We start from the raw sequence: 24,304 nt of genomic DNA, 5'->3' as shown, positions 1-24,304 counted from the left end.
GCGGTGCGCGCCGATCCGGCGCGTCCGCGACGGTGCGGCCGAGGGCCGCGGCACGGGCCGCGGCCGGCCGCCCGGCCCGGCGATGAACGCGCCCGTCATCTCGTGCGCGGGGCCGCGGCGCGGCGCGTCCCCTGGCGGCGGACCCTCAGGAGCCATGGCGGCACCCCCTGCCTTACGCGTCGTCCGGGGGAATCCCCCGGCCACTACGACGCGTGTCCGCCTCATACCGGTTCGGTGACACGACCGTCCCCCGTCCCCCGCCGATATACGGAATGGTGGCAGGTCAGGACGGTTTCACCGAGGTGCGCGACCGGAACCGGCCGCGCCCGGCGGCGCGCCGGGCGCGGGAGGCGGTCAGCCGGCGCCGTATACGGGCTCGGGGACCGGAGCCTCGGCGAGCAGGCCGGTGACGACCTCGCCGACCTCGGCCGGATCCCAGCGGGCGCCCTTGTCGGCGGCGGGGCCGTGCCGGAAGGCGTCCATCACGCAGATCCTGCCGCCCTCGGCCTCGAAGACCCGGCCGGTGACGTCCTTGGACTGCGCGGAGCCGAGCCAGACGACCAGCGGCGACACGTTCTCCGGTGCCATCGCGTCGAACTCGCCCTCGGCGGGCGCGGCCATCGTCTGCGCGAAGACCTCCTCGGTCATCCGGGTGCGGGCGGCGGGCGCGATCGCGTTGACGGTCACCCCGTACCGGCCGAGCTCGGCGGACGCGACGAGGGTGAGCCCGACGATGCCGGCCTTCGCGGCCGAGTAGTTGCCCTGGCCGACGCTGCCGAGCAGGCCCGCGCCGGACGAGGTGTTGATCACGCGGGCGTCGACCGGGCGGCCGGCCTTGCTCTCGGCGCGCCAGTACCGCCCGGCGTGCGCGAGCGGCAGGAAGTGGCCCTTGAGGTGGACGCGCATGACGGCGTCCCACTCGTCCTCGGACAGGTTGATCAGCATCCGGTCGCGCAGGAACCCGGCGTTGTTGACGAGGGTGTCGAGGCGGCCGAAGGCGTCCACGGCGGTGGCGACGAGCGCGGCGGCGCCCGCGTCGGTGGCGATGTCGTCGGTGCTGGCGACGGCGCGTCCGCCGAGCGCCTCGATCTCCTTGACGACGTCCTGGGCGGGGCCACCGGAGGCGTCGCCGGTGCCGTCGCGGGCGACGCCCAGGTCGTTGACCACGACCAGGGCGCCCTGCCGGGCGAACTCCAGCGCGTGCGCGCGGCCGAGCCCGCGCCCGGCCCCGGTGACGGCGACCACGCGGTCCTTGCAGATCATCGCGACTCCTCCTTGTTCACGGTGGCGGCGTCCAGGAACGCGGGGCGCTCTCCGCCGCCGTGCATCAGCAGCTGCGCCCCGGTGATGTAGGACGCGAGGTCGGAGGCGAGGTAGACGCAGGCGGCGCCGACCTCGAACGGGTCGCCGAGGCGGCCCATCGGCACGGTCCGCGCGACGGCCCGCACACCCGCCTCGTCGCCGTAGTGCAGGTGCGCGAGCTCGGTGCGGACCATGCCGAGGATCAGCGTGTTGACCCGCACCCGCGGCGCCCACTCGACGGCGAGCGACTGGGTGAGGCTGTGCAGCCCGGCCTTGGCGGCGCCGTAGGGCGCGGTGCCCGGCGACGGCCGGACCCCGCTGACGCTGCCGATGTTGATCACCGAGCCGCCGTCCGGCATCAGCGGGCGCAGCGCCCGCGCCATGATCAGCGGCGCGGTCAGGTTCAGTTCCAGGACCTTCAGGTGGGTGCGCAGCGGGCCCTCGGTGAGCGGCAGGAACGGCCCGCCGCCCGCGTTGTTGACCAGCACGTCCACCCTGTCGAGCCCGGCGGCGAACGCCTCGGCGGCGTCCTCGTCGCGCACGTCCAGGCAGGCGAAGGATGCCGTGCGGCCGCCGGCCTCGGGCAGCGCGTCCGGCTCGTGCCGGGCCACCGCGATCACGTCGGCGCCCGCCTCCAGGAAAGCGCGGCTGATCCCGGCGCCGACACCGCGCACGCCCCCGGTGACCACGACGGTCCTTCCCGCCAGGTCCAGCGTCAGTGACATCCCGCCTCCTGCGAGCCGCTCTGCTACCGTCTGTTCTAACAAATGTTTGGTGGAAAGGTAGCGCATGGGAGTCTCCACCACGACCCTGGACGGGGTCGCCGAGATCGTCGTGGACGCGCCGCCGGTCAACGCCCTGACCGTCGCGGGCTGGTTCGAGCTGGCCGACGCGGTGCTCGCGGCCGGCCGCGACCCGCGGGTCGGCGCCGTCGTGCTCCGGGCCGAGGGCCGGGGCTTCAACGCGGGCGTCGACATCAAGGAGATGCAGCGGACCGAGGGGCACACCGCGCTGGTGGGGGCCAACCGGGGCTGCTTCGCGGCATTCGCCGCCGTCTACGACTGCGAGGTGCCGGTGGTCGCCGCGGTGCACGGCTTCTGCCTGGGCGGCGGGATCGGACTGGCGGGCAACGCCGACATCGTCGTGGCGTCCGACGACGCCTTCTTCGGGCTGCCCGAGGTCGACCGGGGCGCGCTCGGCGCCGCGACGCACCTGGCCCGGCTCGTCCCGCAGCACCTGATGCGCGCGATGGTCTACACCTGCCGCAACGTCACGGCCGCCGAGCTGCACCACCACGGCTCGGTGCTGGAGGTCGTCCCGAGGGACGAGCTGCGCGCCAAGGCGCTGGAGGTCGCCGGGAACATCGCCGCCAAGGACAAGTACGTGATCAGGCGCGCCAAGGAGTCGCTGAACGGCATCGACCCGGTGGACGTCCGTCGCAGCTACCGCTACGAGCAGGGGTTCACCTTCGAGCTGAACCTCGTGGGCGCGGGCGACGAGCACCGCGACGCCTTCGTGGCCAAGGGGGCGAAGTGAGCAAGGTCCTCTCCATCGAGGAGGTCGTCGGGTCGCTGGAGAGCGGCATGACGGTCGGGATCGGCGGCTGGGGCTCGCGGCGCAAGCCGATGGCCCTGGTCCGGGCGCTGTGCCGCTCCGACGTCACCGACCTGACCGTGGTGGCCTACGGCGGGCCGGACGTCGGGCTGCTGTGCGCGGCGGGCAAGGTCCGCCGGCTCGTGGCGGCCTTCGTCACCATGGACTCGATCCCGCTCGAGCCGCACTTCCGGCAGGCGCGCCAGTCGGGATCGATCGAGCTGACCGAGTACGACGAGGGCATGTTCATGTTCGGGCTGTACGCGGCGGCGCACCGGCTGCCGTTCCTGCCCACCCCCGTCGGGCTCGGCTCGGACGTGATGCGCGTCAACCCGGAGCTGAGGACGATCCGGTCGCCGTACGGGGACGGGCGGGAGCTCGTCGCCGTCCCGGCGCTCACCATGGACGTGTCGCTGATCCACATGAACCGGGCGGACGCGCGCGGCAACGCCCAGTACCTCGGCGCCGACCCGTACATGGACGACCTGTTCGCCAAGGCCGCCGACCGCACCTACGTCTCCTGCGAGCGGCTGGTCGACACCGCCGACTTCGCCAAGGAGGGCCCGCCGCAGTCGTTGCTGATCAGCCGGACGCAGGTGACGGGCGTGGTGGAGACGCCGAACGGCGCGCACTTCACCGACTGCGAGCCCGACCACCGCCGCGACGAGGCGTTCCAGAAGCTGTACGCGACGTCGGCGGGCGACCCGGAGGCGTGGGCGGCGTTCCGCGACCGGTTCCTGTCCGGCGACGAGGCCGCCTATCAGGACGCGGTCCGGACGTGGCAGGAGGAGTCCCGATGAGCGATGTGACGAGGGCCGAGGTCTGCGCGGTCGCCTGCGCGGAGCTGTTCCGCGGGGACGGCGAGATCGTCGCGGCGGCGGTCGCCGGATTCGTGCCCATGCTGGGGTCGCGGCTGGCGCGGGCCACCTTCGAGCCGGACCTGCTGACGACCGACGGCGGGCCCACGCTGAGCGCCGAGCCCGTCCCGCTGGGCCGGACGGCGGAGGTGGCGGAGGGCTGGCTGCCGTTCCGCGACCACCTGTGGCTGGTGCTGAACGCGCGGCGGCACGTGGTGATGGGGCCGTCGCAGATCGACCGGTACGGCAACACCAACATCTCGTGCATCGGCGACTGGGAGCGGCCGTCGCGGCAGCTCCTCGGGTCGCGCGGCGGCCCGGGGAACACTCTGCTGAACCCGACGAGCTACTGGGTGCCGAAGCACTCGACGCGGGTCTTCACCCCCAGGGTCGACTTCGTCAGCGGCGTCGGCTGGGACCGGGGCGCGCACGAGATCCGCGCGGTGGTGAGCAACCTCGCGGTGCTCGACTTCGACACCCCCGACCACCGGATGCGGCTGCGCTCGGTGCACCCCGGCGTGACCGTCGAGGACGTCGTGGCCGCCACCGGGTTCGAGCTGGTGATCCCCGATGAGGTGCCGCGGACGCGCCTGCCGGACGGCGAGGAGCTGCGGGTCATGCGCGAGGTCCTGGACCCGAAGGGCCTGCGCGAGCGGGAGGTGCCGGCCTGATGGAGCAGCGGCTCGACACCCCGCTGACCCGGCTGGCGGGCGTGCGGCACCCGGTCGTCCAGACCGGCATGGGCTGGGTGGCCGGGCCGCGCCTGGTCACCGCCGTGGCGAACGCGGGCGGCCTCGGCATCCTGGCGTCGGCGACGATGACGCTCGACCAGCTCGCGGACGCGATCCACGAGGTCAGGGACCGCACGGACGCGCCGTTCGGGGTCAATCTGCGCGCCGACGCCGGCGACGCGGGCGACCGCATCGACCTGCTCATCAAGGAGGGCGTGAAGGTCGCGTCGTTCGCGCTCGCGCCCAAGCGGGAGCTGATCGCCAAGCTCAAGGACGCGGGCCTGGTGGTGATCCCGTCGGTGGGCGCGCGGCGGCACGCGGAGAAGGTCGCCGGCTGGGGCGCGGACGCCGTGCTGGTGCAGGGCGGCGAGGGCGGCGGGCACACCGGCCCCGTCGCGACCACGCTGCTGCTCCCCCAGGTCGTCGACGCGGTGGACATCCCGGTCATCGCGGCCGGCGGCTTCTTCGACGGGCGCGGCCTGGCCGCCGCGCTGTCCTACGGGGCGGCGGGCGTGGCGATGGGCACCCGGTTCCTGCTGACCTCCGACAGCTCGGTGCCGGACGCGGTCAAGCAGGTGTACCTGAAGACCGGCGAGACGGTCGTGACCCGCCAGGTCGACGGCATGCCGCACCGGGTGCTGCGCAGCGAGCTGGTCGACGGGCTGGAGTCGGCCGGACGGATCAGCGGCCTGGTCCGGGCGCTGCGCAACGTCGCCCGGTTCAAGAAGCTGTCCGGGATGTCGTGGCGCGCGATGATCGCCGACGGGAGGGCGATGAAGCACGGCAAGGACCTGTCGTGGTCGCAGGTCCTCATGGCCGCCAACACCCCGATGCTGCTGAAGGCGGCGATGGTGGACGGCCGTCCCGATCTCGGCGTGATGGCCTCGGGCCAGGTCGTCGGGGTCATCGACGACCTGCCGAGCTGCGCGCGGCTGATCGACGGGATCGTGGCACAGGCCGTCGAGGCCATCTCCGCCCAGCAGTCGCTGCTGGTCCGCTAGGCGGTGCCGAGGCCGCGCAGCACGGCCTCCAGTCCCCCGCGGAACTCCTCGCCGGGGCCGATGCGGCGGGCGTGCCGCGCGGTCTCGGCCATGTGCGGGAACTCGCCGGCGGGCAGCGCGGCGATGACGAGGGTCCCCTCCCCCTCCAGCGGGCCCAGGTGCTCCAGCTGGATCGCACCGATGATGTAGGCGATCACCGCCCGCAGCGCGATGGCGGCCCGGGGGCCGGTGATGCCGGCCTCGTGCAGGATGCCCGCGACGGTCTCCCCCCAGCACAGCGACCCCCGCGAGTCGTGCCGGTGCGTGAGCGTCAGCGGCATGATCGCCGCGTGCGCGCCGAAGGCGTCCCGCAGCCGCAGCGCCATCGTCTCGATCCTCTCCTCCCACGGGCCGGCGGGCGGCGGCGCGGGATCGACCTCGGCGTACACCAGGTCGATGACGAGGCCTTCCAGTTCTTCGCGGTCGCGGACGTACCGGTACAGCGCCATGGTGCTCAGCTTGAGCTCCTTGGCGACCGCGCGCATCGACAGCCCGGCGAGGCCGTCCCGGTCGATGACGGCGAGCGCCGCGGCGGCGACCTGGTCCTGGGTGAGCGAGCGGGGTCGGGGCATGACGCTTGACAGCGTACGGCATACACTTACGATCGTAGGTGTACGCCATACGCTTAAGGAGCGACGCATGCGCCTGACCCCCGGAGCGGACGTCCCGGCCCGCGAACTGACCCCCGTCGGCGGCCCACCGGTCCCCGTCCCCGACCCCGGCCACCTCGTCCACCTGCAGTTCCGCCGGTTCGCGGGCTGCCCGATCTGCAACCTGCACCTGCGCTCGTTCGTCGTCCGGCACGGCGAGATCGAGGCCGCGGGGATCCGCGAGGTCGTGGTGTTCCACTCCCCCGACGAGGAGCTGCGCGAGCACGTCGCCGGCCTGCCGTTCCCCGTCGTCGGCGACCCCTCGAAGAGGCTGTACGCCGAGTTCGGCGTCGAGTCCGGGCGCCGGGCGCTGCTCGACCCCCGCGTGTGGGGCCCGCTGCTGCGGGCCGTGATCACCGGGACGTGGCAGGTCGTCCGGGGCCGCGAGCACCTGCCGTCGTCCAGCCCGGCCGGGGGCCGGCTGGGCCTGCCCGGCGACTTCCTGATCGGCGCGGACGGGCGCCTGGTCGCGGCGAAGTACGGCGAGCACGCCTACGACCAGTGGTCGGTCGACGAGCTGCTCGCCCTCGCCGCCGAGGCACCGGCCGCCACGGGGCGGCCGTGACCGCGGATCGGCGGCCCGGTGCCGCCGGCCCGCGGCCTAGTGGTGCTCAGCCGCGCAGCGCGAGGACGAGCTTGCCGGTCGTCGCGCCGGACTCGATGCGCCGGTGCGCCTCCGCGGCCTGGTCCAGAGGCAGTTCCTCCACCTGCAGCCGCAGGTCGCCGGAGGCCGCGGCGGCCACCGCGCGGCGCAGCGCCCGGCCCGCGTCGGCCGGGAACGCGCCCGAGAACGCGGCGAGGTTGAAGCCCGCCACCGACTTGTTGGCGAACCACAGCTCGTTCGCCGACACGCCCACGTCGTCCGCGCCGGACGCGTTGCCCATGACGATCATCCGGCCCATCGGCGCGAGCGCGTCCAGGCTGGTCCGGCGGGCCGGGCCACCGACCATGTCCACCACGATGTCGAACCCGCGCCCGCCGGTGAGGGCCGCGACCCGGTCCGGCAGCTCGTCGCGGAGCACGACGTCGTCGTAGCCGAAGCCGCGGGCGGTCCCGATCTTCGCCGGGCCGCCGACGGTGCCGGCCACCCGGCCCGCGCCGAGCAGCCGCGCCGCCTGGCCGAGCTGGCTGCCCACGCCCCCGGCGGCGGCGTGCACGAGCACGGTCTCGCCCGGTTCGATGCGCGCCGCGCGGTCCAGGACGAGGAACGCGGTCGTGCTGTTGGACGGGATCGCGGCGGCGATGTCCAGGCCCAGGTCGAGGCCGTCCAGCGGTGCGACCAGGTCCGCGGACGTCACGACGACCTCGGCGTAGCCGCCGCCGTCCACGATCGTCAGCGCCGCGACCGGCTGCCCGGGCCGAAGGCCCTCGACCTCCGGGCCGACCGCGCGGACGTGCCCGGACACCTCGATCCCGGGAACGAACGGCAGCGGCACGTCCACCACGCCCCGCCGGTACAGCACCTCGGCGAAGTTGGCGCCCGCGTAGGCGACGTCGATGGACACCTGCCCCGGCCCTGGCTCGGGTACCTCGAACTCGTCCACGCGCAGCACCTCGGCCCCGCCGAACGCGGGGATGGCGACGGCCTTCATCAGTAACGCCCTCCGACGGCCGCGGGGACGGCGTCGAGCTCGGCCAGGTCGGCCTCGGTGAGGTCCAGGTCGGCGGCTCCGGCGTTGTCGCGCAGGTACCGCTGCTTCTTGGTGCCGGGGATCGGGATGACGTGCTCGCCCTGCGCGAGCGTCCAGGCGATGGCGACCTGCGCCGGGGTGGCGCCGTGCCGCTCGGCGACCGCCTTCACGACGTCGACGATCCGCAGGTTGGCCTTCAGCGCCTCCTCCTGGAAGCGCGGGTTGGCGCCGCGGAAGTCGGTGTCCTCGAAGTCGGCGGCGGTGACGGTCCCGGTGAGGAACCCGCGGCCGAGCGGCGAGAACGGGACGAACGCCGCGCCGTTGGCGGCGCACCAGCCGACCACGTCGCCCGCGTCACCGGCGCCCGTGACCGCGCCGGCGCCGGCGCCGGCGGCCTGCGTCCCCGGCTGCCCGAGCGCGTCGCGCGTCCACAGCGACAGCTCCGACTGGACCGCCGCGACCGGGTGGATCGCGTGCGCCTCGGCGGCCTGCGCCACGCTGACCTCCGACAGGCCGAGCCGCCGCACCTTGCCCTCGGCGACCAGCTCCGCCATCGCGCCCCAGGTGTCGGCGAGGGGCACGTCCGGGTCGACGCGGTGCAGGTAGTAGAGGTCGATCACGTCGGTGCCCAGCCGGCGCAGGCTGTCCTCGGCGGACGCCTTGACGTGCTCGGGCCGCCCGTTCCGGACGATCTTCCGGGTGGCGAGCGACTCGACGACCAGGCCCGTCTTGGTGGCGAGCACCGCCTCGTCGCGGCGGCCGGCGAGGGCCCGCCCGACCAGCGCCTCGTTGTGGCCGTCGCCGTAGGGCTGCGCCGTGTCCAGGAACGTGACGCCCATGTCGAGCGCCTCCCGGATCAGCGCCACCGACACGTCGTCGTCGCGCTCGGACTCGGCGTAGGCCCAGCTCATGCCCATGCAGCCCAGCCCGACCGCGCCGACCGGCCGACCCGCGAAATCGCGATTCCTCATGGCGTAACCCTTCCTCCGGTTCGTTCGGGAACGATCGTGCCGGATCGCCGGAGGGGCGGACAGACTCCGCTCATCCTGGGTCTGCCACCACCACCCACGCGGGCGCGGGTCAGCTCGCCGCGGCCAGCCCGCGCCGCGCCATCAGCCGCTCCAGGCGCTCCATGGTGCCGGTGCCGGGGCGCGGGTTCTGCAGCACGAGGTGGGTGCCGGGACGGTCGGCGAGCGGCAGCAGCGTGCCCTCGAAGACCATCTCGCCGGCCTCGGGATGGCGGACGCCCTTCACCGCCTGGGTGGCCGAGCTGACTTCGTGCCGGGGCCACAGCTCGGCGAACTCCGGACTGGCGGCGATCATGTCCGCGGCGATCCGGCCGAACTCGGGGTCGTCGGGGTAGCGGGCGGCGTCCGCGCGGAACCGGGCGACGACGTTCGGCGCGGCCGCCGCCCATTCGATGTGCATGTCGCGGTAGCGGGCGTTGGTGAAGAACGACACCAGGCAGTTGTGGTCGGTGTCGCCGAACCCGAACACCGCGCGCGCCGCGTCGTTGATCGCGACGAAATTCCAGTGCCGGTCGCGGACGTAGGCGGGCCGCGGCGACCAGGCGTCCAGCGGCCGCTGCAGCTCCGGCGTGATCGGGACGGCCGGGCCGGCCTCGGCGCGCGGCGGGTTCAGCCCGGCCAGCAGGTACAGGTGCTCGCGCTCGGCGGCGTCGAGCCGGAGCGCGCGGGCGATGGCGTCCAGCACCTCGCCGGACACCTTGATGTCGCGCCCCTGCTCCAGCCACGTGTACCAGGACACGCCGACGCCTGCGAGCACGGCGACCTCCTCGCGCCGCAGGCCGGGCGTCCGGCGCCGGCCCGCGTCGGGCATGCCGACATCGGCGGGCGTGAGCCGGGCGCGGCGGGTGCGCAGGAAGTCGCGCATCTCCTCGCGGCGGCGGTCAGGAGCGGAGGACGGGGTCGTACTGGCCATAGCGCCACGATATCCACCGCCAGGTCCCGTCCCGGGTCGCGCGGGCCGTCAGGCGACCGTTCCGGCAGCTCGGAGCCGGGCGATGTCCGCGTCGTCGTGCCCGAGCCCGCGCAGCACGGCCTCGGTGTGCTCGCCGAGCGCCGGGACCGGGTCCATCCGCGCCTCGACGTCGGCGAAGGTGATCGGCGGGCGGATCGCGCGGATCACCCCGACCGGGGAGCCGACCTCGCGCCAGCGGTCGCGCTCGGCGAGCTGCGGATGCGCGATCAGCCCGTGCCCGTCGTTCAGCGACGCGTTCGCGACGCCCGCCTCGTCCAGCCGCCGCAGCAGTTCCTCGCGGGCCATCGCCGACGTGACGCCGGACACGATCGCGTCCACCTTCTCCCGGTTGCGGACCCGCGCCTGGTTCGTCGCGTACTCGGGGTCGGTGACGAGGTCGGGGCGGTCCAGGACGCCGTTCGCCAGCGCCGCCCAGCCGCGGTCGTTCTGCACGCCGATGACGACGTCGACCCCGTCGGCGGTCGGGTAGGCGTCGTACGGGGAGATCACCGGATGGCTCAGCCGGGTCCGCGGCGGCACCGAACCGGTGTAGAGGGTCGTGTACATCGCCTGGCCCATCCACTCGGCGACCGCGTCGAACATCGTGACCTCGATCGCCGCGCCCTCGCCGGTCGTGCCGCGCCGGACGAGCGCCGCGAGCGTCCCGGAGAAGGCGTACATCCCGGCGGCGATGTCGGCCAGCGGGGAGCCCGCCTTCACCGGCGTCTCCGGGGTGCCGGTGACCGAGATCAGCCCGGCCTCGGCCTGGACGAGCATGTCGTAGGCGCGCTTGTCGCGGTACGGGCCGCGCGTCCCGTATCCGGACATGTCGACGACGATCAGCCGGGGGGCGCGGGCGCGCAGCCCGTCCGCGCCGAACCCGAGGCGGGCGGCGGCGCCGGGCGCGAGGTTCTGCAGGAACACGTCGGCGCCCGCGACCAACTCGGCGAGGATCGCGCGGCCCTCGTCCTGCTTGAGGTCGAGGGCGACCGACTCCTTCGACCGGTTCAGCCAGGCGAAGTGGGTGCCGAGCGCGCCGCGCACGCCGGCGTCGTAGGCGCGGGCGAAGTCGCCGCCGTCCACCCGCTCGACCTTGATGACGCGGGCGCCGAGGTCAGCGAGCTGCCGGGTGGCGAACGGCGCCGCGACCGCCTGCTCCAGCGCGACGACGGTGATGCCTTCGAGGGGGAGCAAGGGATCAGCCCTCCAGCAGCCGGCGGCCGATGATCATCTTCTGGATGTCGGCGGTGCCCTCGCCGATCAGCAGCATCGGCGCCTCCCGGTAGAGGCGCTCGATCTCGTACTCCCTGGAGTAGGCGTAGCCGCCGTGGATACGGAAGGCGTCCTCCACGACCTCCTTGCAGTACTCGCTGGCCAGGTACTTGGCCATGCCCGCCTCGAGGTCGTTGCGCTCGCCGGAGTCCTTGCGGCGCGCCGCCATCACCATCATCTGGTGCGCGGCCTCGACCTTCGTCGCCATCTCGGCGAGCCGGAACATGACGGCCTGGTGCTCGGCGATCGGCCTGCCGAACGTCTCGCGCCGCCGCGCGTAGTCCAGAGCCAGCTCGTAGGCGCGGCGGGCGACGCCGCAGCCGCGCGCCGCGACGTTGACGCGGCCGACCTCGACACCGTCCATCATCTGGTAGAAGCCGCGGCCCGGGGACCCGCCGAGGATCTGCGCGGCGGGAATGCGGTAGGAGTCGAAGACCAGCTCGGTGGTGTCGACGCCCTTGTACCCCATCTTCTCGATCTTGCCGGGGACCGTCAGGCCCGGCGCGACCTCCCCGAACCCCGGCGTCTTGTCGACCAGGAACGTCGTCATGCCGCGGTGGCCCGCGTCCTGGTCGGTCTTGACGAGCGTGGCGACGAGGTTCGCCGAGCCGCCGTTGGTCAGCCACATCTTCTGGCCGTCGATCACGTACGCGTCGCCGTCGGGCACGGCGCGGGTCCTGATCGCCGACACGTCCGAGCCGCAGCCCGGCTCCGACATCGAGAACGCGCCGCGGACCTCCCCGGTCGCCATCCTCGGCAGGTAGTGCGCCTTCTGCTCCGGCGTGCCGTGGTGGGCGATCATCCACGCGACGATGAAGTGGGTGTTGACGATGCCGGACACGCTCATCCAGCCGCGCGACAGCTCCTCCACGGCCAGCGCGTAGGTCAGCAGCGACTCGCCCAGCCCGCCGTGCTCCTCGCCGATCATCAGCCCGAACAGGCCGAGGCCCTTCATCCCGTCCACGATGGCCTGCGGGTACTCGTCGGCGTGCTCCAGCTCCGTGGCGACCGGGAGGATCTCCTTGTCGACGAACGCCCGCACCGTCGCGAGGATCTCCCGCTGCTCGTCCGTCAGCCCGTAGGTCTGCTGCAGCCTGCTCACGTTCCGTTCCCCGCCGATCCCCGTACGGGAGCGCGCACCGCTCCGGAGTCCCGGTCGTCCATCGATCCCTCCTTCGCAATTTTTTATACGATATGGGGAGACGGCCATCCCGGGGAAGGACGCTCCCGGGAACGCCCAGTCAGCCCGACTGGCCGGCCCAGAACCCCCGCGCCTCCAGGTGCACGACCAGCAGGGTCCCGGCGTGCCTGATGTGCGCGCGCATCGCACCGCGCGCGGCCTCGGCGTCCTCGGCGCGCAGCGCCGCCAGGATCAGCCGGTGGTCGTCGACGGAGGCCTGGCTCCACCCCTGGATGCTGGAGTAGAAGCGGCGCGGTGCGTACCGCACCACAAGCTGGAGCAGCCAGGCCGTCTTCGGCGACCCGGCGCACAGGTTGATCACCCGGTGGAACTGGTGGTTGGCCCGCTCGATGCCCTCGGCGTCCGCGGCCTTGGACGCCTGCTCCAGCAGCCCCTGGGTGCGGTCCAGCGACTCCAGCTCGTCCGCCGTGACCTTCTCGGCGGCGCGGGAGGCCAGCTCGCCGGCGAAGTAGGCCTGCGCCTCGAACAGGTCCTGGACGTCCTGGCGCGACAGGGGCGCCGGCATGAAACCGCGGCGCGGCTCCAGCGTGACGAAGCCCTCGCCGCGCAGCGACAGCAGCGCCTCGCGGACCGGGGTGACGCTGATCCCGAGGTCGTCGGCGATGCGCTCCAGCCGGAGGAACTCCCCATGCCTGACCTGGCCGGACATGATGAGCTCGCGGACGTAGGCGGCCACCTCGTCGCTGAGCTGGCGGCGCCTGCCGAGGGCCTGGCCGCCGGATATCGGCACTGTCATCGTCCCCCCGTGCGCCTGGGTGATCCCAACATTATGTAGGCGATGGCCGCTTCTCCCCGACACGGCCGCCGATCCCGCCCCGCGCCAGGTTGACAACGCTTATTTTCAAATCAAATATATGAAAAGGCGCCCGCTGGCGCCAGGGCTCGAGGAGGGCGGCAGCCGTGTTCACGCTGAGCGACGAGGAGCGCGCCATCGTCGAGGTCGTCGCGGACTTCGTCGACAAGGAGGTCCGGCCGGCGGCCCGCGACCTCGAGCACGCGGACGCCTACCCCGAGCACCTGATCGCCCGCATGAAGGAGCTGGGCGTCTACGGGCTCGCCGTCCCCGAGCCGTACGGCGAGACCTCGGTCTCCAAGGCGTGCTACGCGCTCGTCACCGAGGAGCTGGCGCGCGGCTGGATGTCGCTCGCGGGTGCGTTCGGCGGGCACACGGTCGTCTCGCACCTGCTCGCGGTCTTCGGCACCGGGGAGCAGAAGGCCCGCTACCTGCCCCGGATGGCGACCGGCGAGCTGCGCGCCACGATGGCGCTGACCGAGCCGTCCGGCGGCTCCGACCTGCAGTCGATGAGCACCACGGCGCGCCGCGCGGGCGACCGGTACGTGATCGACGGCGCGAAGATGTGGATCACCAACGCGCGGACGTCCGGCCTGATCGCGCTGCTGTGCAAGACCGACCCGGACGCCGAGCCCCGGCACCGCGGCATCAGCATCCTGCTCGTCGAGCAGGGCCCGGGCCTGGCGGTCTCCCGCGACCTGCCGAAGCTCGGCTACAAGGGCGTGGAGAGCTGCGAGCTGTCGTTCGACGGGTACGAGGCGCCGCTGGACGCGGTGCTCGGCGGCGAGGAGGGCTGCGGGTTCGCGCAGATGATGCGCGGCCTGGAGGTCGGCCGGATCCAGGTGGCGGCGCGCGCGCTCGGCGTGGCCCGGGCCGCGCTGGAGGACTCGGTCCGCTACGCGCAGGAGCGCGAGGCGTTCGGCAAGCCGATCTGGAAGCACCAGTCGGTCGGCAACTACCTCGCCGACATGGCCACCGAGCTGCGGGCCGCGCGGCTGCTCACCCTCGACGCCGCCGAACGGCTGGACGCCGGCGAGCGCTGCGACATGGAGGCGGGCATGGCCAAGCTCTACGCCTCCGAGGCGGCGATGCGGATCGCGCTGAACGCCGTGCGGATCCACGGCGCGGCCGGCTACTCCACCGAGTTCGACATCGAGCGCTACTTCCGGGACGCCCCGCTGATGATCGTCGGCGAGGGCACCAACGAGATCCAGCGCAACGTGATCGTCAAGCAGCTGATCGGGCGGAACCGCCTCTGACACCGCGGCGCGGCGGGCCCGGTCAGGGCCCCTCGCCGGGCTCCTCGCCCGCCCTGATCCAGTCGAAGGTGCGTTCCACGGCGCGCTTCCAGTTGCCGTACTCGTGGTCGCGGCGGCCCGCGTCCATCGCCGGGACCCACCGGGCCGCGCGGTGCCAGTTGCGCCGCAGCCCCTCGAGCCCCGCCCAGTAGCCGACGGCGAGGCCGGCGGCGTACGCGGCGCCGAGCGAGACCGTCTCGACCACCATCGGCCGCGCCACCGGCACGTTCAGCATGTCGGCGACCATCTGCATCAGCAGGTTGTCCGACGTCATGCCGCCGTCGGCCTTCAGCTCCCGCAGGCTGAGCCCGGAGTCGCGGTTCATCGCGTCCACGACCTCGCGGGTCTGCCAGCCGGTCGCCTCCAGCACCGCCCGCGCCAGATGGCCCTTGGTGATGTAGGAGGTCAGGCCGACGATGATGCCGCGGGCCTCGCTGCGCCAGTGCGGCGCGAACAGCCCGGAGAACGCCGGGACGATGTAGCAGCCGCCGTTGTCGTCGACGGTCCGGGCGAGCGTCTCGATCTCCGGCGCGGTGGTGATCAGCCCGAGCCCGTCGCGGAACCACTGGACGAGCGCGCCGGTGATCGCGATCGAGCCCTCCAGCGCGTACACGGCCGGCTCGTCGCCGATCTTGTAGCCGACGGTGGTGAGCAGCCCGTGCTCCGACCGCACCGGCTTGGTCCCGGTGTTCATCAGCAGGAACGCGCCGGTGCCGTAGGTGCACTTGGTCTCGCCGGGCGCGAAGCACGTCTGGCCGAACAGCGCGGCCTGCTGGTCGCCGAGCGCGGCGCCGACGCGCACCCCGGGGAACACCTTGCGGGCCGTCCCGTAGGTCTCGGTCGACGACCTGATCTCCGGCAGCATCGCCCGCGGCACCCCGAAGAACGCGAGCAGGTCGTCGTCCCAGGACAGCGTGTGCAGGTCCATCAGCAGGGTGCGGCTGGCGTTGGTGACGTCGGTGACGTGCACGCCGCCGTCGACGCCGCCGCTGAGGTTCCAGATCAGCCAGCTCTCCATGGTGCCGAACAGCACCTCGCCGCGCTCGGCGCGCTCGCGCAGGCCGGGCGTGTGGTCGAGCAGCCAGCGGATGCGCGGCGCGGAGAAGTAGGTGGCGAGCGGCAGGCCGCTGCGCTCGGTGACGATCGCGGCGCCGGGAGCGCGGCCCAGCTCGTCGACCAGCGCGCCGGTCCGCATGTCCTGCCAGACGATCGCGCGGCCGATGGGGGCGCCGGTGAGCCGGTCCCACAGCACGGTGGTCTCGCGCTGGTTGGCGATGCCGACGGCCGCGACCTGGTTCGCCGTGACGCCCGCCTGCGCGAGCGCCTCCGGCGCGATCCGCTCCAGGTTCCGCCAGATCTCCATCGGGTCGTGCTCGACCCAGCCCGGCCGCGGGAAGTGCTGCCGGTGCTCGCGCTGCGCCACCGACACCAGCCGGCCGCCGTGGTCGAACAGGATGCACCGGGTCGAGGTGGTGCCCTGGTCGATCGACATCACGTAGCGTTCGGTCACGTTGCGCCCTCTCCCCCGGTGTGCCCCTTCCCCGTCACCAGCGGCCCTCGCGCGTCACCACCGCGAGCCGCCGAGGTCGCGGGAGACGGCGCGGGCCGCGTCCCGCACGAACGCCACCAGCCGGGGCTCGGGGACGCGGCCGGTGTCGCAGATCCGCTCGACCGCGCCGGAGATCCCGATGGCCCCGACAACGAGTCCCCCGTACCCGCGGATCGGGGCGGCGATGCCGGCCTCGCCGATGGACAGCTCCTCGACCTCGGCCGCCCAGCCGTTCTCCCGGACCCGGGTGGCGGCCCGTGCGAGCAGGCGCGGATCGGTGATCGTCCGGCGGCAGTAGGACTCCAGCTCGGTGTCGCGGATGGACGCCGCCGCGTTGGCGTCGTGCGCCAGCAGCGCCTTGCCGAGCGCGGTGGCGTGCAGCGGCAGCAGAGACCCGACGTCCAGCGCCTGCAGGGTGTCGTCGGGCCGGAAGACGTGGTGGACGACCAGGACCTTCCCGTCGAGCAGGGTGCCGATCCGGACGGCCTCGCCGCTGCGCGAGGCGAGCGCGTCGGCCCAGTTGATCGCCCGGGAGCGCAGCTCGTTGACGTCCAGGTAGCTGGTGCCGAGGTGGAGCAGGGCGGCGCCGAGCTGGTACTTTCCGGTGCCGCCGTCCTGCTCGACGAAGCCGACCCGCTCCAGGGTGCGCAGGATCCCGTGCGCGGTGCCGCGGGCGAGCCCGAGCGAGCTGGCGATCTCGCCGACGCCGAGCCGGCCGGAGCTGGCGGCGAGCAGCCGCAGGATCGCGGCGGCCCGCTCGATCGACTGCACAGGTCCGGGCATGAATCCGATGCTAGTTCTCCGGCCAGGGTGCCGACAATGTCGGCAGCCGTCGTCATCAACGCCGTTTCCGTCCCGAACTGCCCGGATTCTGTGATCTGGTGCACAGGGGGGAGGGTAACCGGCGCCGGGCGGTGGGGAAAGTGTTCGACATTGTCGGCAGCCCTCCGTTGTTTCCGGGTCGTCCGCGTCTTACGTTCTGGCCAGCCTCATGAGGCTTCGCGTCCACCCCCGCAGCCGAGGAGCACAGACATGGCGGAACGCCGGAAATTCCCACCCCTGGCCGGTGAGCTCGCCGCCGAGTTCGCCGGGACGATGATCCTGATCCTGTTCGGGGTCGGCGTCGTCGCGCAGGTCGCCGGGGCCGACATCGGCGACCACGACAGCATCGCCTGGGCCTGGGGGCTCGGCGTCACGCTCGGCGTCTACGTCGCCGCGCGGATCAGCGGCGCCCACCTCAACCCCGCGGTGACGGTCGCGCTGGCCGCGTTCAAGGAGTTCTCCTGGCGGAAGGTGGCGCCCTACGTCGCCGCGCAGACCGCGGGGGCGTTCATCGCGGCGCTGATCGTCCGCTGGAACTACAGCGAGATCCTGGCCAAGGTCGACCCGGGCCACACCATCAAGACCCAGGGCGTCTTCTCGACGCTGCCGGGCAACGGGACGCTGCCCGTCGGCACCTGGGGCGCGTTCCGCGACCAGGTCATCGGCACCGCGATCCTGCTGTTCGTCATCAAGGCGCTGACCGACGCGCGCAACGCGCCGCCGCTGGCCAACCTCGGCCCGTTCCTGATCGGGCTGCTGGTCGTGGCGATCGGCATGGCGTTCGGCTCGGACGCGGGGTACGCGATCAACCCGGCGCGCGACTTCGGGCCGCGGCTCGCGCAGTTCATCACCGGATACGGCGGCGCCTGGAAGGACCAGAACGGGGACCTGTACTTCTGGGTGCCGATCGTCGCCCCGCTCATCGGCGGCGTGCTCGGCGCCGGCCTGTACAAGCTGCTGATCGGCTGGTTCCTGCCGTCCGACGATGCCGAGCAGGACGTCGCCAAGCCCGAGCCGGAGTATGAAACGGCATGAGCGAAGCGAACCGGGGGGTGTGGGGGGGCGTCCCCCCACAAGCAACACGCATGATCGGCTCACGCACCCGTCCGCAGGCCCTTCCCACTGGAGATTCCGCACATGGCTGACTTCGTCGGAGCGCTCGACCAGGGCACCACGAGCACCCGCTTCATGATCTTCGATCACGGCGGCAACGAGATCGCCCGCCACCAGCTCGAGCACGAGCAGATCCTGCCCCAGGCCGGCTGGGTCGAGCACAACCCCACCGAGATCTGGGAGCGCACCCGCGCGGTCATCCAGACGACGCTGAACAAGGCGAACCTGACCCATGCCGACCTCGCCGCGTTCGGCATCACCAACCAGCGCGAGACGACGCTGGTGTGGGACCGCCGCACCGGACGGCCCTACTTCAACGCGATCGTCTGGCAGGACACCCGCACCGACCGCATCGCCTCGGCCCTCGAGCGCGAGGGCAAGGGCGACGTCATCCGGCGCAAGGCGGGGCTGCCGCCCGCCACCTACTTCTCCGGCGGCAAGATCCAGTGGATCCTGGAGAACGTCGACGGGGTCCGGGAGGCGGCCGAGCGCGGCGACGCGGTCTTCGGGACGACCGACAGCTGGGTGCTGTGGAACCTCACCGGCGGGACGGACGGCGGCGTGCACGTCACCGACGTCACCAACGCCAGCCGCACCATGCTGATGGACCTGGAGACCCTCGACTGGGACGACGAGCTGCTGTCGTTCTTCGGCATCCCGCGCGCCATGCTGCCGCAGATCAAACCGTCCTCGACGGCGGAGGCCTACGGCCTGACGCGCCCGGACGGCCCGCTCGGCGGCGAGGTCCCGCTGACGGCGGCGCTCGGCGACCAGCAGGCCGCGACGGTCGGGCAGGTGTGCTTCGCGCCCGGCGAGGCCAAGAACACCTACGGCACCGGCAACTTCCTGCTGCTCAACACGGGCAACGAGCCGGTGCGGTCGAAGAACGGGCTGCTGACCACGGTCTGCTACCAGCTCGGGTCCGAGAAGCCGGTGTACGCGCTGGAGGGCTCGATCGCGGTGACGGGGTCGGCGGTGCAGTGGCTGCGCGACCAGCTCGGCATCATCTCCGGCGCCGCGCAGAGCGAGGCGCTCGCCCGGCAGGTCGAGGACAACGGCGGCGTGTACTTCGTCCCCGCGTTCTCCGGCCTGTTCGCCCCCTACTGGCGGTCGGACGCGCGCGGCGCGATCGTCGGGCTGTCGCGGTTCAACACCAACGCCCATCTGGCCCGCGCCACCCTCGAGTCGATCTGCTACCAGTCGCGGGACGTCGTCGAGGCGATGCGCGAGGACTCCGGCGTCGCCCTCGACACGCTCAAGGTCGACGGCGGGATCACCGCCAACGAGCTGTGCATGCAGATGCAGGCCGACATCCTCGGCGTCCCGGTGTCGCGGCCGGTGGTCGCCGAGACCACCGCGCTCGGCGCCGCCTATGCCGCCGGCCTCGCCGTCGGGTTCTGGAACACCACCGACGAGCTGCGCCAGAACTGGAACGAGGACAAGCGCTGGCAGCCCACCTGGGACGACGAGCAGCGCGAGAAGGGCTACGCCGGCTGGAAGAAGGCCGTCAACCGAACCCTCGACTGGGTCGACGTCGACTAGACCCGGCCGGGACACGCGCGCGGCGGGGCCGGCGACCGGCGCCGGCCCCGCCCGCACCCACCTGACCGATCACCCCTCATCGGGAGCATGCAGTGACATCCGTAGCCCTCGGCCCTGCGTACCGCGAGGACACCCTGCGCGCCCTGGCCGAGAACGAGTTCGACGTCCTGGTCGTCGGCGGCGGCATCGTCGGCGCGGGCGCCGCGCTCGACGCGGTCTCCCGGGGCCTGTCCGTGGCCCTGGTGGAGGCGCGCGACTGGGCGGCCGGCACCTCCAGCCGCTCCAGCAAGCTGATCCACGGCGGGCTCCGCTATCTGGAGCAGCGCGACTTCGGGCTGGTCCGCGAGGCGCTGCGGGAGCGCGCCCTGCTGCTGCACCGGCTCGCGCCGCACCTGGTGCGGCCCGTCCAGTTCCTGTACCCGCTGCGCAACCGGGTGTGGGAGCGGGCGTACGTCAGCGCCGGCGTGACCCTGTACGACACGATGGGCGGTGCCCGGTCGCTGCCCCGGCACCGGCAGCTCACCCGGCGCGGCGCGCTGCGGGAGGCGCCGGCCCTGCGCTCGGACGCGCTCGTCGGCGCGATCCAGTACTACGACGCGCAGGTGGACGACGCCCGCTACACGATGATGGTCGCCCGCACCGCCGCCCGGTACGGCGCCAGGGTCGCCACCCGCGCCGAGGTGACCGGGTTCCTGCGCGAGGGCGAGCGGGTCACCGGCGCGCGCGTCGTGGACCTGGAGGGCGGGCGGGAGATCACCGTCCGGGCCCGCCGGGTCGTCTGCGCGACCGGCGTGTGGACGGACGGCGCGCAGGCGATGACCGGGGCGCGCGCGGCGTTCGCGGTGCGCGCGTCCAAGGGCGTCCACCTGGTGGTGCCGCGCGACCGGATCCCGATGGGCACCGGGCTGATCACCCGGACCGAGCGCAGCGTGCTGTTCATCATCCCGTGGGGCCGGCACTGGCTGGTCGGGACGACCGACACCCCGCACGACGACGGTCCGGACGAGCCGGTCGCCGACCACACCGACATCGGCTACCTGCTGGAGCGCGTGAACGCGGTGCTGCGCACGCCGCTCACCATGAACGACGTCGAAGGCGTGTACGCGGGGCTGCGGCCGCTGCTGTCCGGCGAGGTGGACGACACCGCGCGGCTGTCGCGCGAGCACGCCGTCGCCGAGCCGGTGCCGGGGCTGGTCGTCGTCACCGGCGGCAAGTTCACCACCTACCGGGTCATGGCGCGCGACGCGGTCGACGTGGTCGCCGAGGGCCTGGACGAGTCGGTGCCCGCGTCGGTCACCGGGCGGCTGCCGATCCTCGGCGCGGACGGCTTCGAGGTGCTGTGGAACGAGCGGCGCCGGCTCGCCGCCCGCTCCGGGCTGCACGTCGCGCGGATCGAGCACCTGCTGCGCCGGTACGGGTCGTGCGCGCAGGACGTGCTCGACCTGGTCGCCGCCGAGCCGGAGCTGGGCGCCCCGATCCCCGGCGCGGAGGACTACCTGTGCGCCGAGGCCGTCTACGCGGTGACGCACGAGGGCGCCCTGCACCTGGAGGACGTCCTCGCGCGGCGGCTGCGGGTGTCGATCGAGGAGTGGGACGGCGGCCTCGCCGCGGCGGCGCACGTCGCCGCCCTGCTCGCGCCGCGGCTGGGCTGGAGCCGCGAGGACGCCGCCGACGAGGTGAAGCGGTACGTCCTGCGGATCAGGGCGGAGCGCCGCGACGGGCCGGCCGTAGTCGACCCGCCGGTCACGGCCGCTTAGGCGGCGTCACTCAGGCGGTCGAAAACGTCGCGGTCATCGCGGTGACCCCCCCTGGCGCCTCGATCGACAGCTCGCCGTCCGGCGAGCCGGCCGCCGTGAAGGGCTGCCGCACGTAGACGGGCCTGCGGGCGCGGAACGACAGTTCCGTCACCTTCAGGCCCGCCCTGCGCGGCAGTTCGAGGCACAGGATCGCCAGCAGCGGGCCGTGGACGACGAGCCCGCCGTGTCCCTCGACCTCGGTGGCGTAGGCCTCGTCGTAGTGGATGCGGTGGGCGTTGTAGGTGAGCGCGCTGAACCGGAACAGCAGCACCGGGTCGGCCGTCACCGGCAGCGTCCACGGGGCCGTCACCTCGGGCGCCTCGAAGGACACCTCCGGCGGGCGGGACGCCGCGTCGCCGCTGCGGTAGACGAGGTCCTGCTCCTCGACGGCGATCTCGGCGCCGTCGCGCAGGAAGGCGTGGCGGACGGTCACGAAGAGCATCTCGCCGCTGCGTCCCCGCTTGAGTGCCGTGGAGGCCAGCTCGGTGCGCCGGGTGACGGTGTCGCCGATCCGCAGCGGCTCGCGGACGCGGAACCGGCCGCCGGCGAACATGCGCCGCCGGTCGGGGATCGGCGGCAGGAAGCGCCCGGCGAGCGGATGGCCGTCCGGGCCCAGGTCGCGCTGCGCGGGCCGGTCGAGGAAGTGCAGCCAGTGCCACAGCGGCGGCAGCTCGTCGCCCGGCGGGTCGACGTCCAGCACCCCGGCCAGCGCGGCCGCCGGCGCGGCGCCGATGACCTCTGCCGTCTCCACCGGTTCCGGCGACCAGCCGCTCACGTCGATCATCGTTCACCCCTCGGCCGTCGTCGTTCCCCAGGGATTATGCCGACGGCCGGGAACGGCGCCGGGCCCGGCCCCGCCCCGGCCGGCCGGCGCGCTACCCCGCGAACGCGTCGACGCCGGTCAGCTCGGCCGAGTACGCCCACAGCCGCGCGGCCTCGTCCGGGTCGGTCGCGTAGGGCCGGACGCCCGCGGGCGCGGGCGCGCCGGCCTTGCGGCCGCGCACCTCCGGCGTGCCGGCCGGGGTGGGTTCGGCGACGTCGCAGTCCATGCAGTAGACGCCGCCCATCCCCGCCAGCCGCGGCGACGTCGCCGCCCACACCGCCGTCGCGGCGCCCTGCTCCGGGGTCTTGAAGCCCTGCGCGATCTCGTTCCCGTCCTCGTCGATCCACCCGTAGGCGATCTTGTCCTCCTTCGGGATGTGCCGCTGCAGCGGCGTCAGGATGCTGCCCGGGTGGAGGGAGAACGCGCGCACGGCGTCCTTCGCGAGCGCGTCCAGGTGCACGGCGAACAGCACGTTGGCGGTCTTCGCCTGCCCGTACGCCTCCCACCGGTCGTAGCCGCGGGTGAAGTGCGGGTCGTCCCAGCGCATCCGGCCGAAGTGGTGCCCCTGCGAGGACACCGCGACGACGCGGGCGCCGGGCCGGACCGCCGGCCACAGCCGGTTCACCAGCGCGTAGTGGCCGAGGTGGTTGGTGGCGAACTGCGCCTCCCAGCCCGGCCCGACCCGCGTCTCCGGGCAGGCCATGACCCCCGCGTTGCCGATGATCATGTCGATGCCGCGGCCGGACGCCAGGAACCGGTCGGCGAAGCCCCGCACGCTCTCCAGGTCGCCGAGGTCCAGCTCGTCCACCTCGGCGCCGGCGATCCCGTCCAGCGCCTCCTTCGCGACCGCGGGACGCCGCGCCGGCACCACCACGCGGGCGCCGGCCTCGGCCAGCGCGCGGGTCGTCTCCAGTCCGAGCCCGGAGTAGCCGCCGGTCACGACGGCCAGCCGCCCGGACAGGTCGACGCCCGCCAGGACGTCGCGCGCCGTGCTCTCGAACCCGAAACCCGAATCGATCCTGCGTTGCGGAGTGATCATGTGCTCCACGCTACGAGTTGGAGCCCGCTCCAGGTCAAGCCGGGATCTCGGGGCAGTGCGTGCCGGTGTAGATCGTCGGCATGCAGCGGTTGCAGTGGATGCACAGCGACCGCGTCGCGGGGTCGGCCGCGATCCGGTTCACGAGGTCGGGCTCGCGCAGCAGCGCGCGTCCCATCGCGACGAACTGGAAGCCCTCCGCCATCGCCCTGTCCATCGTCTCGCGGCCGGTGACGCCGCCGAGCAGGATGAGCGGCAGGTCCAGCTCGGCGCGGAACCGGCGGGCATGTTCGAGGAGGAACACGTCCTTGTACGGGTAGGCGCGCAGGAACTTGTCGCCGGACATCCGGATGCCCGTCCGCAGCGGCTGCTTGAAGTTCGCGGCGAACTCCTTGACCGGCGCGCCGCCGCGGAACAGGTACATCGGGTTGAGCAGCGAGCTGCCCGCCGTCAGCTCCAGGGCGTCGACGGTGCCCTCCTCCTGCAGCCACCGGGCGACCTGCAGGCTGTCGTCGATCTCCAGCCCGCCCGGCACGCCGTCCCGCATGTTGATCTTCGCGGTGACGGCGATCCGGTCGCCGACCTCCGCGCGCACCGCGCGGGCGATGCCGAGCGCCACCTTCGCGCGGTTCTCGATCGGCCCGCCGTAGGCGTCGTCGCGCTTGTTCAGCCGCGGGCTGAGGAACGAGCTGGCCAGGTAGTTGTGCCCGAAGTGGATCTCGACGGCGTCGAAGCCCGCCTCGATCGCCAGCCGCGCCGCGCCGGCGTGGGCGCGGGTGACCCGCTCGATGTCCTCCGCCGTCGCGGGCTTGGTGAAGCGCATCCCGAGCGGGTTGAAGAACCGCCCCGCCGAGAGCGCGCGCATCTTGGTGGAGCTCGCGTCGGCGACCGGGCCGGCGTGCCCGATCTGCGCGGACACCGCCGCGCCCTCGGCGTGGACCGCGTCGGTGAGCCGCCGCAGCCCCGGGACGGCCTCCGGCCGCATGTGGATCTGCCGCCGCTCGGTGCGCCCCTCGGGCGCGACCGCGCAGTAGGCGACGGTCGTCATCGCCACTCCCCCGGCGGCCGGCCGCCGGTGGTACTCGATCAGGTCGTCGGTGACGAGGGCGTCCGGCGTCATGCCCTCGAACGTGGCGGCCTTGACGACCCGGTTCCGCAGGGTGAGGGGCCCGAGCCTCGCGCTCTCGAAAACGTCCACGACGACCTCCGATCGGGGGTTCTGCACGCTCAGTTCCGGCAGGTTGACGCCCAGCCACCTCACGGGCAGGCACGCGG

The 24,304-nt window shown here is 73.3% G+C and carries 23 protein-coding genes; 9 read left to right on the top strand and 14 right to left on the bottom strand.

Annotation, left to right across the window (positions count from 1 at the left end; all coding sequences use genetic code 11):
- Positions 1–354: 354 nt before the first annotated feature.
- Together F8568_RS22770 and F8568_RS22765 are read right to left on the bottom strand one after the other, a co-directional pair.
- Positions 355–1,263, bottom strand: a complete 909-nt coding sequence (locus F8568_RS22770; protein WP_151594745.1) for an SDR family oxidoreductase — start codon at positions 1,261–1,263, stop codon at positions 355–357.
- The gene (locus F8568_RS22765) at positions 1,260–2,027 is read right to left on the bottom strand and encodes an SDR family oxidoreductase (RefSeq protein WP_151594746.1); all 768 of its coding nucleotides are present in this window, start codon (positions 2,025–2,027) and stop codon (positions 1,260–1,262) included. The genes F8568_RS22770 and F8568_RS22765 overlap by 4 nt, the downstream gene beginning before the upstream one ends.
- A 64-nt stretch (positions 2,028–2,091) precedes the next feature.
- Between F8568_RS22765 and F8568_RS22760 the strand changes: the two genes are divergently transcribed.
- The 4 genes from F8568_RS22760 to F8568_RS22745 are packed head-to-tail and all read left to right on the top strand — an operon-like array spanning position 2,092 to position 5,484.
- The gene (locus tag F8568_RS22760) at positions 2,092–2,838 is read left to right on the top strand and encodes an enoyl-CoA hydratase family protein (protein WP_151594747.1); all 747 of its coding nucleotides are present in this window, start codon (positions 2,092–2,094) and stop codon (positions 2,836–2,838) included.
- Positions 2,835–3,695: a CoA transferase subunit A gene (locus F8568_RS22755; RefSeq protein ID WP_151594748.1), complete on the top strand. Its 861-nt coding sequence runs from the start codon at positions 2,835–2,837 to the stop codon at positions 3,693–3,695. The genes F8568_RS22760 and F8568_RS22755 overlap by 4 nt, the downstream gene beginning before the upstream one ends.
- A complete protein-coding gene (locus tag F8568_RS22750) occupies positions 3,692–4,423 on the top strand; it encodes a CoA-transferase subunit beta (RefSeq protein ID WP_151594749.1) in 732 nt (243 codons plus the stop codon). Before F8568_RS22755 ends, F8568_RS22750 begins: the two co-directional genes overlap by 4 nt.
- On the top strand, positions 4,423–5,484 hold the full coding sequence (locus tag F8568_RS22745; protein WP_151594750.1) for an NAD(P)H-dependent flavin oxidoreductase: 1,062 nt from the start codon (positions 4,423–4,425) through the stop codon (positions 5,482–5,484). Before F8568_RS22750 ends, F8568_RS22745 begins: the two co-directional genes overlap by 1 nt.
- On the opposite strand, the gene F8568_RS22740 is transcribed toward F8568_RS22745, so the two are convergent.
- Positions 5,481–6,095, bottom strand: a complete 615-nt coding sequence (locus F8568_RS22740) for a TetR/AcrR family transcriptional regulator (protein WP_151594751.1) — start codon at positions 6,093–6,095, stop codon at positions 5,481–5,483. The two genes, F8568_RS22745 and F8568_RS22740, sit on opposite strands and share 4 nt — an antisense overlap.
- Positions 6,096–6,162: 67 nt before the next feature.
- On the opposite strand from F8568_RS22740, the gene F8568_RS22735 reads away from it, so the two are divergent.
- Positions 6,163–6,738, top strand: coding sequence for a peroxiredoxin-like family protein (locus F8568_RS22735; RefSeq protein ID WP_151594752.1), 576 nt, complete (start codon positions 6,163–6,165; stop codon positions 6,736–6,738).
- 46 nt (positions 6,739–6,784) lie between these two features.
- Here the strand turns inward: F8568_RS22735 and F8568_RS22730 are convergent, their stop codons facing one another.
- The 6 genes from F8568_RS22730 to F8568_RS22705 all read right to left on the bottom strand — a co-directional run bounded on the left by F8568_RS22730 (position 6,785) and on the right by F8568_RS22705 (position 12,993).
- Positions 6,785–7,765, bottom strand: a complete 981-nt coding sequence (locus tag F8568_RS22730) for a quinone oxidoreductase family protein (protein ID WP_151594753.1) — start codon at positions 7,763–7,765, stop codon at positions 6,785–6,787.
- Positions 7,765–8,775: an aldo/keto reductase gene (locus F8568_RS22725; protein WP_151594754.1), complete on the bottom strand. Its 1,011-nt coding sequence runs from the start codon at positions 8,773–8,775 to the stop codon at positions 7,765–7,767. The genes F8568_RS22730 and F8568_RS22725 overlap by 1 nt, the downstream gene beginning before the upstream one ends.
- 109 nt (positions 8,776–8,884) lie before the next feature.
- Entirely contained in the window at positions 8,885–9,745 is an 861-nt protein-coding gene (locus F8568_RS22720) for a helix-turn-helix transcriptional regulator (protein WP_151594755.1), read from the bottom strand.
- A gap of 48 nt (positions 9,746–9,793) precedes the next feature.
- Positions 9,794–10,978, bottom strand: coding sequence for a CaiB/BaiF CoA transferase family protein (locus F8568_RS22715; protein WP_151594756.1), 1,185 nt, complete (start codon positions 10,976–10,978; stop codon positions 9,794–9,796).
- Between the two features lie 4 nt (positions 10,979–10,982).
- Positions 10,983–12,158, bottom strand: coding sequence for an acyl-CoA dehydrogenase family protein (locus F8568_RS22710; RefSeq protein ID WP_151594757.1), 1,176 nt, complete (start codon positions 12,156–12,158; stop codon positions 10,983–10,985).
- A 139-nt stretch (positions 12,159–12,297) separates the two neighbouring features.
- Positions 12,298–12,993 (bottom strand): GntR family transcriptional regulator, encoded by a 696-nt coding sequence (locus tag F8568_RS22705; protein WP_151594758.1) that lies wholly within the window; start codon positions 12,991–12,993, stop codon positions 12,298–12,300.
- 164 nt (positions 12,994–13,157) lie between these two features.
- On the opposite strand from F8568_RS22705, the gene F8568_RS22700 reads away from it, so the two are divergent.
- Positions 13,158–14,309, top strand: coding sequence for an acyl-CoA dehydrogenase family protein (locus F8568_RS22700; RefSeq protein WP_328600941.1), 1,152 nt, complete (start codon positions 13,158–13,160; stop codon positions 14,307–14,309).
- A 22-nt stretch (positions 14,310–14,331) separates the two neighbouring features.
- Here F8568_RS22700 and glpK (F8568_RS22695) read toward each other — a convergent pair whose 3' ends face one another.
- Positions 14,332–15,858 (bottom strand): glycerol kinase GlpK, encoded by a 1,527-nt coding sequence (glpK, locus tag F8568_RS22695; protein ID WP_151594759.1) that lies wholly within the window; start codon positions 15,856–15,858, stop codon positions 14,332–14,334.
- Between the two features lie 54 nt (positions 15,859–15,912).
- On the bottom strand, positions 15,913–16,680 hold the full coding sequence (locus F8568_RS22690; RefSeq protein WP_151594760.1) for an IclR family transcriptional regulator: 768 nt from the start codon (positions 16,678–16,680) through the stop codon (positions 15,913–15,915).
- A gap of 249 nt (positions 16,681–16,929) precedes the next feature.
- Here F8568_RS22690 and F8568_RS22685 point away from each other — a divergent pair, with 249 nt between their 5' ends.
- The 3 genes from F8568_RS22685 (at position 16,930) to F8568_RS22675 (ending at position 21,131) form a co-directional block, all read left to right on the top strand.
- Positions 16,930–17,754, top strand: a complete 825-nt coding sequence (locus F8568_RS22685) for an MIP/aquaporin family protein (RefSeq protein ID WP_151594761.1) — start codon at positions 16,930–16,932, stop codon at positions 17,752–17,754.
- A 102-nt stretch (positions 17,755–17,856) separates the two neighbouring features.
- Complete coding sequence (gene glpK / locus F8568_RS22680; protein ID WP_151594762.1) at positions 17,857–19,374, top strand: glycerol kinase GlpK; 1,518 nt, start codon at positions 17,857–17,859, stop codon at positions 19,372–19,374.
- Between the two features lie 92 nt (positions 19,375–19,466).
- The gene (locus F8568_RS22675) at positions 19,467–21,131 is read left to right on the top strand and encodes a glycerol-3-phosphate dehydrogenase/oxidase (RefSeq protein ID WP_151594763.1); all 1,665 of its coding nucleotides are present in this window, start codon (positions 19,467–19,469) and stop codon (positions 21,129–21,131) included.
- A 10-nt stretch (positions 21,132–21,141) separates the two neighbouring features.
- Here F8568_RS22675 and F8568_RS22670 read toward each other — a convergent pair whose 3' ends face one another.
- The 3 genes from F8568_RS22670 to F8568_RS22660 form a co-directional block, all read right to left on the bottom strand.
- On the bottom strand, positions 21,142–21,954 hold the full coding sequence (locus F8568_RS22670) for an FAS1-like dehydratase domain-containing protein (RefSeq protein ID WP_151594764.1): 813 nt from the start codon (positions 21,952–21,954) through the stop codon (positions 21,142–21,144).
- A 91-nt stretch (positions 21,955–22,045) separates the two neighbouring features.
- Positions 22,046–23,032 (bottom strand): SDR family NAD(P)-dependent oxidoreductase, encoded by a 987-nt coding sequence (locus F8568_RS22665; protein WP_151594765.1) that lies wholly within the window; start codon positions 23,030–23,032, stop codon positions 22,046–22,048.
- Positions 23,033–23,066: 34 nt separating this feature from the next.
- The gene (locus F8568_RS22660; protein ID WP_328600942.1) at positions 23,067–24,290 is read right to left on the bottom strand and encodes an NADH:flavin oxidoreductase; all 1,224 of its coding nucleotides are present in this window, start codon (positions 24,288–24,290) and stop codon (positions 23,067–23,069) included.
- Positions 24,291–24,304: the final 14 nt, after the last annotated feature.

It is taken from the genome of Actinomadura physcomitrii, assembly GCF_008923205.2.
GTDB lineage: Bacteria > Actinomycetota > Actinomycetes > Streptosporangiales > Streptosporangiaceae > Spirillospora > Spirillospora physcomitrii.
This window is presented reverse-complemented; position numbering and strand designations above follow the sequence as displayed.